10 protein-coding genes are annotated in these 13086 nt (G+C 28.6%); 5 read left to right on the forward strand and 5 right to left on the reverse strand.

Features of this window, described 5'->3' with window-relative positions:
- Window positions 1–122 precede the first annotated feature (122 nt).
- The 4 genes from EPJ72_RS07075 (at window position 123) to EPJ72_RS07090 (ending at window position 5303) form a co-directional block, all read left to right on the forward strand.
- Entirely contained in the window at window positions 123–3212 is a 3090-nt protein-coding gene (locus EPJ72_RS07075; protein ID WP_147731497.1) for a type ISP restriction/modification enzyme, read from the forward strand.
- A 143-nt stretch (window positions 3213–3355) separates the two neighbouring features.
- Window positions 3356–3565 carry a cation transporter gene (locus EPJ72_RS07080; RefSeq protein ID WP_147731498.1) on the forward strand — a complete coding sequence of 70 codons (210 nt, stop codon included), beginning with the start codon at window positions 3356–3358 and terminating at the stop codon, window positions 3563–3565.
- A 1-nt stretch (window position 3566) separates the two neighbouring features.
- Complete coding sequence (gene ruvA, locus EPJ72_RS07085) at window positions 3567–4151, forward strand: Holliday junction branch migration protein RuvA (protein WP_147731499.1); 585 nt, start codon at window positions 3567–3569, stop codon at window positions 4149–4151.
- Between the two features lie 15 nt (window positions 4152–4166).
- Window positions 4167–5303: an MFS transporter gene (locus tag EPJ72_RS07090; protein ID WP_147731500.1), complete on the forward strand. Its 1137-nt coding sequence runs from the start codon at window positions 4167–4169 to the stop codon at window positions 5301–5303.
- Here EPJ72_RS07090 and EPJ72_RS07095 read toward each other — a convergent pair.
- Complete coding sequence (locus tag EPJ72_RS07095; RefSeq protein WP_147731501.1) at window positions 5300–6565, reverse strand: 3-deoxy-D-manno-octulosonic acid transferase; 1266 nt, start codon at window positions 6563–6565, stop codon at window positions 5300–5302. The two genes, EPJ72_RS07090 and EPJ72_RS07095, sit on opposite strands and share 4 nt — an antisense overlap.
- An 18-nt stretch (window positions 6566–6583) precedes the next feature.
- Entirely contained in the window at window positions 6584–6871 is a 288-nt protein-coding gene (locus tag EPJ72_RS07100; RefSeq protein WP_242004955.1) for a hypothetical protein, read from the reverse strand.
- Window positions 6872–7455: 584 nt separating this feature from the next.
- Between EPJ72_RS07100 and EPJ72_RS07105 the strand changes: the two genes are divergently transcribed.
- A complete protein-coding gene (locus EPJ72_RS07105; RefSeq protein ID WP_147731503.1) occupies window positions 7456–8490 on the forward strand; it encodes a deoxyguanosinetriphosphate triphosphohydrolase in 1035 nt (344 codons plus the stop codon).
- Between the two features lie 258 nt (window positions 8491–8748).
- On the opposite strand, the gene EPJ72_RS07115 is transcribed toward EPJ72_RS07105, so the two are convergent.
- From EPJ72_RS07115 to fusA, 3 genes are all read right to left on the reverse strand, one after another.
- Window positions 8749–9150 (reverse strand): hypothetical protein, encoded by a 402-nt coding sequence (locus EPJ72_RS07115; protein WP_147731504.1) that lies wholly within the window; start codon window positions 9148–9150, stop codon window positions 8749–8751.
- 3 nt (window positions 9151–9153) lie between these two features.
- Window positions 9154–9972 (reverse strand): PTS sugar transporter subunit IIA, encoded by an 819-nt coding sequence (locus EPJ72_RS07120; RefSeq protein ID WP_013243643.1) that lies wholly within the window; start codon window positions 9970–9972, stop codon window positions 9154–9156.
- A gap of 79 nt (window positions 9973–10051) precedes the next feature.
- Window positions 10052–12142 (reverse strand): elongation factor G, encoded by a 2091-nt coding sequence (fusA, locus tag EPJ72_RS07125; RefSeq protein ID WP_147731505.1) that lies wholly within the window; start codon window positions 12140–12142, stop codon window positions 10052–10054.
- Window positions 12143–13086: the final 944 nt, after the last annotated feature.

The following is a 13086-nucleotide window of genomic DNA, read 5'->3' on the forward strand; positions in this document are numbered from 1 at the left end:
GAACCAAAAAGGCTGCATTTTTAGCCCAAACATAGTTGTTTAGATATAAACAATAAAAATAATTGATTTATATCAAATATACTGTAATATAGTTATAAATACATATCGGAGTTTAATGCCTAATGTCTATAGCCTCAATAGAAAATTATTATAAACAAATAGAAGAAGCAAAATTATCTGGAAGCAGTAACGAGCAGAATATAAGAGAGTTTTTTTATGAACTTTTAAAAATTTATGCAGGTGAAAAAGGCTTAAAAATAGAGAGAGAAATAAAAGAATATGCACAAAATAATAAAAAAGTATACCCAGACGGAAGAATAAAAAAAGACAGTATGGTTATAGGCTGGATAGAAAATAAAGATGAAAAAGATGACTTTGAAAAAGAAATAGACAGCAAAATAAAAAAAGGATATCCTCTAGATAATACTATATTTGAAAACTCTAAGACATTAGCATTATATCAAGAAGGCAGAAGAATAGAAACTATTGATATGAAAGACAGTAATGCCCTTCATGAAACTCTTGAAAAATTTGTCAGCTTTGTGCCTAATGCCTACAGAGAATTTTATGATGCATTCAGCAATTTGAAAAAAATACTCCCAGATTTGGCAGATGATTTGAGAGAGTTTTTTAAAAATGAAAGAAAAAATAATAAAGGCTTTAGAGATGATTTAACAGACTTTACAGAAATGTGCGTTAGAAGTATAAATGCAGAAATAACTGAAGAGATAGCAATAGAAATGATAATTCAGCATATGCTTACAAGAGATATATTTGCAATGCTGTTTCATAATCAAAACTTCCATAGAAATAATATTATATCCAATTCAATAGAAAATATTTTAACTCATATAAATAAAAAAAGTGCAGAGATAAGCATAAAAATAAGCTCTTATATGGAATCACTTGTAAAATATATAGCTTTGATGAGTAAGGACGATAAACAGGATATATTAAAAACTTTTTACTCTGACTTTTATAAGGCATTGAATCAAAAAAAAGCAGATATACAGGGAATAGAATATACACCTATAGAAGTAGTAAAATTTATGGTGAGGGCTTCTGATGAACTTCTATATAAACATTTTAATAAAAAACTTCACAGCAAAGATGTTAATATATTAGACCCTTGTTCAGGCACTGGAATATTTATGGCTGATATAATTAACAATATAAATAGTAAAGATTTGGAATATAAATACAAAAATGAATTATTCTCTAATGAAATTGATATAATGCCATATTATATTTCAAACCTTAATATAGAAAATGCATATTTTGAAAAGATGAATAGCTATGAAATATTTGAGAATATGTGTTTTTTGGATACTTTGGAGTTTCAGATAAAAAGCCAAAAGTCGGGCGGACTCTTTGAAATGGAGCAGTTCAGCAGCGAGAATGTGGAGAGGGCTATAAAACAGTATAAGAAAAAAATTAATTTAATAATAGGAAATCCTCCGTATAATGCCAATCAAAAAAGCGAGAATGATAATAATAAAAATAAAATTTATAAAGAGCTTGATAAAAGAATACAATTAACATATATAGCCAACAGCAAAGCCCAAAAAACTAAACAATATGACATGTATAAAAGATTTATAAGATGGGCAAGCGACAGAATAAAAAGCGATGACAACGGCATAATAGCATTTATCACAAATAACGCCTATTTAGATTCAAAGCAAGATGACGGATTTAGAATAAGCGTGCAGAAAGATTTTGATTATATTTATATAGTAGATTTAAAAGGCAACTTAAGAAAAAAAGATAAAAGAGAAGGCGAAAACATTTTTAATATACAAACAGGTGTTGCTATAATGTTTTTGATAAAAGACGCCAAAATAGAAGCAGCAGATAAAAAGGCGGACATTAAATATTATAACATAGGCGGCAGCTTGGGCAGATATGAAAAACTTTTGAATTTGTCTGAAATAAAAAAACTTTCAGAAATAGATTTTGAAGACATAGTACCAACAGATAAAGGACAATGGCTAAACCAAACAGATAACGACTTTTATGAACATATAGCATTGATAGACAAAAACGTGAAAAATCAAAAGGTTGGTAAAGCCATAGAACAAAAAGCAATCTTTAAAATGTTTAGTTTAGGGGCATTAACTGCAAGAGATGACTGGGCTTATGATTTTGATAAAAAACAGCTTGAAAAGAAAATAAAATATTTTTTAAAAGTTTATAATAAAGAAAGAAAAAAATGGGCTGACAGAGAATTGAATGATGCCGATATGAATAATAACTTAGATTATTCTATAAAATGGGTTGGCGATACAAAAGACTATATGATAAAAAATAAGGAAATAGATTTTAACATAGAATATATTAGAAAATGTTTCTATAGACCATTTATAAAAAATTATACTTATTTTGATTATCCTATAATGCAGAGACCTTATCAGAATAAAAAAATATTTCCAAATGAAAATTCTGAAAATATATCTATTATATGGCATAATTGGGAAGGTAAAGACGGTTATGTTTACACATCTAAAAAAATTGTTGATTTTGCTGTAAATGGAGGAGTTGTATCAGTACCTCTCCATGTATACAATACCGAAGAGCCTACACTCAATATCACTGATTATGCTCTAAAAATATTCGAACAAAAATACAAAGAATTAGCTACCCCTGAAAACATTTTTGCTTATTGTCATGCTGTGCTATCATCTCCTACCTACCAACAAAAATACGAAGATAATCTTAAAACAGACTACCCTAGAATACCGCTTTACAGCAATTTTAAAGAGTTCGCTGCTCTCGGAAAAAGGCTCATTGAACTTCAGACTAATTTTGAAAATATAGAACCGTACGGTAATTTACAAATAGAAAGCGATTTAAACTACATTCCTGAAAAGATAGATAACCCTAATAAAAATGATTTCTTCAACTTCCTAAAACTAAATAAAGAAACAGCTGCAATAACACTAGACTCAAAAAACATTATAAAAAATATACCGCCAAAAGCGTTTGAGTATAAAATAGGAAGCAGGTCGGCTTTAGATTGGATATGCGATTATTATAAGCCTAAAAAGTTAAAGCCTGAAAAGAAACTTCATCATAAAACATTAATAGACAATGACCTTACAAATTATGATTGGGTTTCTATTCGTTCATATCTTCTTGACATTATACCGAGAATAGTTGCCATAAGTATAGAGAGCGTTGATATTTTTGAGAGGCTTAAAAAGTTAAAATAATTAAAAACTTTGATTGATAAGGCTAAAACTATTTTGAAATAATTGAATGTCTTTTTATAGAATATTCATTATTGAAAAATACGCCCAATTAGTATATAATTATTTGTTATAATACTAAAACATTTTTTATTAAGGAGATATAAATGAAAAATATTACTATCAAAATTAAAGGAATGGGCTGTCAAAATTGCGTTAAGGCTGTTACTGAAGGGCTTACTGCTTTAGAGGGTATAAGCAAAGTAAATGTAAGTTTAGAAAATGCTTGTGCTGAAGTGGAATATGATGAAAGCAAAGTTACTACAGATAAAATGCTTGAAGTAATTAAAGAATTAGAATACGAGCCTAGTTTATAATATGTTTGCTTTTATAGAAGGTAAAGTTTGCATAGTATCAGAGGGAATCATTGCTCTTTTATGTTCTAATGGAGTGGCTTACGAGATTATAGTATCAAAAAAGTTAAATGTTAACAACGATGATAATATAAGGCTATACACTCAATTAATACATAAAGAAGATTCTATGACGCTTTATGGTTTTAGAACAAGAGAAGAGAAAAAAATGTTTAACACTTTAATGTCTGCCTCTGGTGTTGGGGCAAAACTTGCAATGGAGATTCTCTCTACATATTCAATAGATGAAATAATGCATATACTCTTTAATAAAGATATTAATATGCTTAAAAAAGTTCAGGGAATGGGAGTAAAAAAGGCTGAAAAACTTTTGTTTGAAATTAGAGATAAAATAGAAAAGATAGACATAAATATTTCTTCTTCTAAGATATCATATAATGAAAATGAAAGCGATGTAATAAAGGCTCTTATATCATTAGGCTTTTCAAATAATGAAGCATTAAAAGCATTATCAAATATAGAAAACAAAGAAAATAAAACAACAGAAGATTTAATTAGCTTAGCATTAAGAAACTTAAGCAGCATATAAAAAGGATAATAAAAAATGCCTAATACTCTTTTTATAATAATGATACTATACTGGTTTTCTTTATACACTTACATACCTTTTCAAGTGCCGTATTTATACGCTTTAAATGTAACGCCTTCTATAGTTGGTATAATACTTGGGCTTTACGGTGCTTCACAGATGATACTTAGATTTCCTTTCGGTATAATAAGCGATTATTTTGGCAAGTATAAAATTTTTATAGTACTCGGTTCATTACTATCTGCTATCTCTTGTGTTATAAAAATGGTTTATCCTAGTGCTAATGGTTTTTTGGTTGGCAATATATTAACAGGTGTTGCTGCTTCTACTTGGCTTATGTATATGGTTTTATATTATTCTTATTTCGACAGAAGTAAAGAACATATGGCTGCTAGTAAATGTTTGGTTGCTAATGTTATAGGAATGTTTTTAGGATTTTTATTTGCTGCTATATTTTATGAAAAATTTGGAATGAACCTTATGCTTATTGCTGCTGCTTTCGCTGGTTTTGCGGCAACTATATTGGCATTATTCTTAAAAGAAGAGAAAAGAGAGAAAAAAGGTAATATAAAAGATTTAATATTAGTTATAAAAAACAAAAGATTATTATTTTTCTCAGTGTTAAGCATAATAGAGCAAGGCATACATATGGCAGCATCGGTGTCATTTACTCTAAACAGAATAAAAGAACTTGGAGGAGCATCATACCTTGTTGGAATAGCATCACTCATTAATATGTTTTTTGCAATAGTGAGTGCATATATAGCAAGCACTTCATTTGCAAGCAAGAGAGGCTCTAAATTTTATGTACCATTTTCTTTTGTGCTTTTAGGTTTATATTGTGTATCTGTAATACTCACAAAAAATATATTTGTAATAGTAGCCTCTCAAATACTCTCAGGACTATCAATAGGAATGCTCGCATCATATCTTACAAGCGAGGCTCTTATAGAAATAGACAGAGATAAAAAATCTTCTGCTATGGGTTTTTATCAAACAGCTTATTCAATCGGAATATTTATTTACCCTATCATAACAGGTAAAATAGTGGAAATGTATTCTATAGAGATAGCATATATATTTTTAACTGCCAGTGCTGTAATATGTGCATTTATAGCTTTATTATATTATAGAAAAATAAAAACAAATTAATAAACTATGCCGTTATATTTATCTATAAACTCCATAGTTTTTTTACTAGCACCATTATTTTGTATAAGAAGTTCATAAGAATTATTGGCTAATTTTTCTCTAAGCTCTTTATTTTCGTACGCAAGTTTTATAATTTCTGGAAGATTCTCTTTTTCTTTGCAATTAAAAACACTCTCTTTCATATATTCGTAAATCTCTATAAAGTTATACATATACTTTCCAACTATCACAGCCTTTTTAAAATAAATAGCCTCAAGTATATTATGTCCGCCCATATTGCCAATAAAAGTACCCCCCATTATAACAAGGTCAGAGAGTTTATACCAATTAAGAAGCTCCCCTATTGTGTTTATAATAATACCATCTTCAGAACTTCTATCATAATCAGTGTAAAGAGGCAAATTATATCCCAACTTTGAAGCTGTATTTTTAATATCTTCTCCTCTTTCTATATTTCTTGGCACTATTACAATATATACATCATCTTTTATGCCTATTTTATCTATGGCTTTTAATATAATTTCTTCTTCGTTACTATGAGTACTTCCTGCAACTATCACAAATTTATTTACAGGTATCATACTCTCTAAACTATCTATCTTTTTTTCATCTACACTATAATTAATATCATACTTTAAATTTCCTGTAACAGCTATAAGTTTTTTAGGCATACCTATAGTAATCATATTCTCCTTATCAATATTGCTTTGTGCAAGTATTTTTGCATACATATTAAAATAAGGTTTAAAGAAAAATTGAAAGTTTTTATAACCTTTAAGTTCTTTTTTGCCAATTCTTCCATTGATTAAAAATATAGGTATAAGTCTTTTATGAAGCATATATATCATAGTAGGCCATATCTCAATTTCAGCTATCATCACATATTCAGGAGATATTAAATTGATAAGTTTATTAATCATATGAGGATAATCTAAAGTTAAATAAAAAAGCTCTACTTTGTCGCCATAATTTTTTTTGGCAATATCATATCCACCAACAGTAGTTGTAGATAAATAAACAGTATATCCCCTCTCAATTAAAGTAAACACCATTTCCCTAACAGCAACTATTTCCCCCACACTCACAGCATGAATCCATACAGCATTCTTTTTATTTTCTTTAGGGTAAATAAAACCTAATCTCGATAAAGCACCTTTTCTTATAGGCTTATTAAAAAACATCATAATAGAAAAAGCTATAAAAATAAAAGGATAAGCAATATATCCAAAAAGAAAATATATATAAAGAAGAAATAACTGCATTATAAAACTTTCCAACAATTAGAAAATAATGATTATTAATGTAAATAATATTATTAAAACATATATAGATAAAGAAATTAAAGCCTTTACTATGGCATGCTGCTTTCTAGTACCCCAATCACATCTTGCAGATACAGCTATAAAAGAAATAAAAATGCCTATCTGTATAAGATTTAATAAAATTAACATTACTAAATTAAATCCAGAAGTAATGTTTTTATGTGCCATTATTATAAATGCTACTATAGGAAAAAGCATAAAAATAGAAGCATTAATTATCTTATGTATAACAATATATTTACTCATAGCTAAAATTATAATATATATATGTATTATGTCAAATATTTTATATGGTTGTATTTTTATAGAGATGTTATCAATTTTTTTGCATACATGCACGCTTTAAGAAAGTGAAATATTTTAGTTTTATATCTATGAAATATATATAAAGTAATACCATATGTTTTTGGCTATACTTGATAGAAATGCAGTTGTTTTGGTTCTTTTATACCAATAAAAGAACTGGGGTGCTACCCTACGGGCACGCTTCGCAGGGGGCAAAGCCCTGCAAATATTTCAATTTTAAAAATTCATTTTTGACAAAATATAGTTGTTTAGGTATATAGTAAAAATTTTAAAATCTATAAGAAATTAGTTTTTTATTCAACTTTTTCCCGCCGCAAAAAGTTGCAAAAAGTGCAAACAAAAGAATAATAATATTGATTATATATTTAGCCAAAATGTAGTTATTTTGATTCTTTAGGTCACACCGAAAGGATACTTCCTTTGGTCATAAAAGAATTAGCTCATAACATATCAAGTATTTTATATAATTGTGTTTTTTTTATTATAATGTAATATTAACATAATATATAAAAAGGATATTAATTTTGAGAACAATAAGATTAGATATAGAAACAAGAGAAAAAAGCTTTTTGTCTCCAGCAGCATCATTTTCTTCAAATAGTAAAGGCTGCCAACACCCAAGAGAAGAAGATGATATAAGAACTCTTTATATGCAAGACAGAGATAGAATAATACATAGCGAATATTTTAGAAGATTAAAAGACAAAGCACAAGTAATTATGCTCTCTGTTGGAGATTTTAGAACAAGGCTCACACATACATTAGAAGTAATGCAAATAGCAAGAAGCATAGCAAGAGTATTAAGACTTAATGAAGATTTAACAGAAGCGATAGCATTAGGTCATGATTTAGGGCATTCACCATTTGGACATGCCGGAGAGAGAGCTATATCAAAATATTTCAAAGGATTTCATCATTCTGTGCAATCTTTAAGGGTGGTGGAACATTTAGAAAAAGGTAAAGGATTAAACCTCACATTTGAAGTAAGAGATGGAATATTAAAACATACTAAAGGCAAAACAGGAAAATTACTTACAGATTCGTCAGGACCTTCAACTAATGAGGGTATGATTGTGAGAATTGCTGATACTATAGCTTATGCTAATCATGATGTTGATGATGCTATAAGATACGGACTTTTAGATTATCATGATATACCAAAAGATATAATAAATGTTCTTGGTAAGAGTTACGGCGAGAGGGCTGATACTATGATAATGGGGGTAATTAATGCTAGTATAGAAAAAATGTATATAGATATAGATGCAAAAGTTTTAAATGCTATTAATGATTTAAGGGCTTTTATGTTTAAAAAGGTTTATGAAAGTAAAGAAATATTGGAAGATGTTGATAGTGTAAACAGAATAATATCTACTATATTTGAATATTTATTAAAACATTTAGAAATTATAGAAGAAGATAAATTATTTAAAAAAGCAGATATAGCCTATAGCAGCGATGAAGAATTAGTAAAAGATTATGTAGCACATCTTACAGACTCTGAAGCTATTAAACTTCATAAGTCTATTACCTACGGCAAACTTAATTCTATTTATTAAAAATAGTTATGCTAAATAAATGCTTTTTTTAATTTTTATTATTTGCAGGGCTTTGCCCCGCACCCCACTTCTTTTGTCGCCACAAAGAAGCAAAAAGGCTATTTTTTAGCTAAAATATACTTTTTATTTTATATATAAAATATAACTAGGTAGACTTCAATACTAATTTAGTATTTGCACTTTTTGGTTCTTTTTGCTGCGGGAAAAAGAACAACAAAAAATTGCTAAACTAAAATTTTTTAGTATATAAATCAACAACTATATTACAGAAGTTTTGAACTCGCTAACAAAAATGGAGTCTTGATTGTCTTTTAAAATAACTTTTGAAGTGTATATTGAAGAAGGCAAATAATTACCATTTTTGTCTATATCAGACCATATTGCAGTAGCTTCTTTTTTGTCTGCAGATATAATCATAGTTTTTTCATCTACCAAACTACCCTCTTGAGAATAAATATAAAGCTTAGCTTCTATTATCTCTCCTGTATCAATAGAAACTTTAAAAGTAGTATATGTTTCTTTAGGATTAAAAGGATTAGGATAATTAAAAAACTCTTTAATGTTAGAGCTAGGTTTATTTGCGGAACAAGATATATAAAGAATAGCTAAAGAAGTTATTAAAAATACCTTAGCTATTCTTTTAAAAATATTATTTTTCATTAATTAGTCAGTAGTGAATAATATTCTTCCGCAATGGAAGCACATAATAATCTGATTCTGTCTTCTAACTTCATTAACAGTCATTTTAGGTATAGCTACATTACAAGCACTGCATTTATAATTTTCAATTTTTGCAAGAGCTTCACCTTTATTTTCTTTAATTCTCTTATAGTTTTCTAATACAGCAACATCAATTTTGCTTAAAATAGTATCTTTATATTTTTTGTACTCTTCTAAAACTAAATCTGATTTTTGCTGAGAGTGAGTAGAACTATAAAGTTCATAAGCTTTAATTTGTATTTCAGCTCTTTCAAGTTCTATAAGGAATTTAATTTGTTTTTCTGCTTCGAATTTTTCATCTAACTTTTTGAAAGATTCTAATACAGTTTCTAACTCTTCAAAATTCTTAGTAGCTATTATTTTGTCTAATATTTCTTTTTGGTTAACTAAAAAGAATATCTGAGAAAGATTTAAAAGATAATCTTGAGGGTTTTCAAGATCAGAAAGTATAGCAAATACGAGTTTAACAGGACTCTTTTCATCAGAATCTGAGTCATAGTTTATCTCATTTTTTAGGAAACCTACAAATATGTCAGTTTTACCATAACCCTGAATTCTACCATGCGGAACTGCAACGCCATTACCAATATTAGTTGTGTACTCATCTTCTCTCTTTTTCAAAGCATCAAATATAGAATCAGTAGAAAGTGAAGAAACAGAAGCTATTTTTTCACTTAAAGCTTTGAAAAGAGAATCCTTATCTTTTGATTCTAAGCCTTCAAATACATGTTCTTTTTTTATTTTGTCAATTATTTTGAGCATACAATCTCCTAATTTATTATTAAAATATTATATTATAGTATATAAAAAATATCAACTTATATTTATATACATTTTAACCCTATTCAGCATTTCCAAGTAAAGCCTTACGCTCTTCAATAACCTTATCAGCCAAAGGACCTGTAAGCTCTTGATAATGTGAATGTTCCATCTCAAAAGTACCCCTTCCAGAAGTAGAAGCCTTCATTTCTATAGAATAAGTAAGCATCTCTGAAAGCGGAACTTCTGCCTTAATCATTTGTACAGTGTTTGATGCAGCCTCCATTCCTAATATTTTGCCTCTTTTGCCTGTAAGCTCATTCATTATAGAACCAGTAAACTCTTCAGGCACATAAACTGTAACCTTCATAACAGGTTCAAGCAGCACAGGTGAAGCATTTTTAAAAGCCTCCTTCGCAGCCATAGATGCAGCTATTCTAAATGATAATTCATTAGAATCTACATCATGGTACTTACCATCATAAACTCTAACCTTAACATCTACCATAGGATATCTTCCTAAAGGACCTTGTGATAAAGCATCTTGTATACCCTTTTCTACACCGGGTATATATTGCTTAGGTATAGCACCTCCAAATATATCATTTACAAATTCATAACCGCCATCACGTGGAAGTGGTGAAACTTCTAAATGAACCTCTCCAAATTGTCCGCTTCCGCCTGATTGTTTTTTATGTCTATATTGTGCTTGGGATTGTTTTCTTATTGTTTCTCTATAAGCAACTCTTGGAACACTTTGTTCTATCTCTGCCTTTGTGAGGGCAATAACTCTATCTAATGCCAATTTTACTTGCAAATCTCCCATAGCTTTTATGATAGTTTCTTTTGTTTCGCTGTCAAACTCTACGTGGAATGTTAAGTCTTCTTGGCTAATAGTGTCTAATACTTCTAATGCTTTTACATCATTTTTAAGTATTTTAATTGCTGTAAAGTATATTGGCTGAGGAACTTTAAGAGGTAAGAATTGAAAAGGTGAAGAAGGAACACTTATAGTATCACCTGTTCTACAATCAGAAAGTTTTGCTAATACTCCAATATCGCCTGCTGTGATTGTATCTGCCTCTATTTGTTTTTTTCCTCTTGCTATATATATATGTGAAACTTTTTCTTTTTTGCCTGTTCTAGAATTATATATTTCATCGCCGCTTTTTATACTTCCAGAACGAACCTTAAAGAAAGAAATACGTCCTGCATATTGATCTATTGTTGTTTTAAATACAAAAGCTGCAAATGGATTATTTTCACCTAATATAGACCTTGTAGTAGCTTCATTAGTTAAAAGGTCAGTACCGTCTGTAACAGGTACATAAGAAGGTGAAGGCATATATCTTATTATTGTATCAAGTACAGCACCCATTCCTATATCTCTAATGGATGTACCAAAAAGAATAGGTACTACTTTGTATTGAAGAATAGATTTTGTTAAAGCTTCTATATATTCTTCATCGGTAAACTTACCGCCATCTAAGAACTTCTCAGTTAAGCTGTCATCAACTTCACATACAAGTTCTTTTAATCTATCACGTGTAGCCCTATATTCATCATAATACTCTTCTGGTATCTCTGCCTCTACTATTTTACCTTGTTCATCTCTAAAATAAGCCTTATGATAAATAACGTCTATAATACCCTTAAAATCTTTACCATTACCCATAGGTATTTGTATAGGCACTACAGGAGGCTCATTAAAGTTATTTTCTATCTTCTCTAATAAAACCTTATGGTCAACCATGTCTTTATCAATTTTATTAATAAATACAATTCTTGGTCTTTTGAAATTATTAGCCATCTGCCAATGTTTTTCTGTTTCTATTTGTATGCCAAACTCAGCATCTATTACAACAATGCATGATTCTGCAACTCTTAAAGCTGGGTTAATATCGCCGCTAAAATCACCCGAACCAGGAATATCCAGCAAATTAATCTTATGATCTTTCCACTCTATAAAACTTATAGAAGTACGAATAGACATTTTCTGCTTAATTTCTTCGTCTGTATAATCGCTTACTGTAGTACCTCTTGCCACTTCTCCTTTTTTGTCAATACACTTGGCTCTAAAAAGAAGTGCTTCATTTAAAGAAGTTTTACCACTTCCAACATGCCCTAATAGGGCTACATTACGAATACTTTCTGGGTTATAAATTTTTCCCATAAACATTCCTCCTTATGATGGCGGTTATTTTTATTATTAATGTTTTTACGATTTTCTATTGACTTGTGATTGCTTAGAAGATAAGCAGGTTCATAGAAAGCTAAATACTGCATGTTAACTCAAGTATAGTAAAAAAAATATCAAAAATCAAATTTTATTATATATTTTTATTATTATAAAAAATAGTAAATTAATAAAAGACATAATTAAACAATAGTTTTATTTATATCTACAGTGCAACGCGTGTTTAAAATGTTTTATCAACTTTTTTGTGCCCATACTAAAGCAGACTTCGTCAAAGCTGCAAAAAAGACTAGTTGTAAATGGATTTAGTAATATTTAGAAATTTGTTTTTTATTATTAGCTTAACGCGTGATAAAATAATCTTCGTTAAAATAAAAAAGCCCGCCCTAATAAATATTAAGACAGGCTTTTATGTTAGAATATTATTGATTTATTTAATTTAATGAACTTTATTTCCAAGTATTATTTTTTAATATTAATTTAATTTTCATTCCTGTAGTTGTTATAAATGAAGAGGAACTATCTAAAGCATATCCAGTTTTTAATCCAAATTTAAAAGTTATTTCAAGATTTTTATTAAGTCCTGTAATAGAAGTAGGTATACTATCATAACCTAAAGTTAATCCTTCTAATGTTTTAAAAGATGATGATTTTTCTATCTGATCTTTTAAATTAGACTTGTTTCAAAAGTACTTGACAAATCAATTTATAGTTTCAAAGAAGTAAGAATTATGTTAATATATTCGTAAAAAAGGATTTTATAAAAATGATTGATTGTCAAAGTGTGATTGGTTTAAAAAAACATATTTATTTCTTTTAGAAGAATTAAGAAAAGTATATAAAGGTTTTAATAATGGCAGACCAAGAAAACTTTCTTTGGAAACTATGCTTTTTATCACTTTTATATATTTTAAACAATA

It is taken from the genome of Brachyspira pilosicoli, from assembly GCF_008016535.1.
Taxonomy (GTDB): domain Bacteria; phylum Spirochaetota; class Brachyspiria; order Brachyspirales; family Brachyspiraceae; genus Brachyspira; species Brachyspira pilosicoli_A.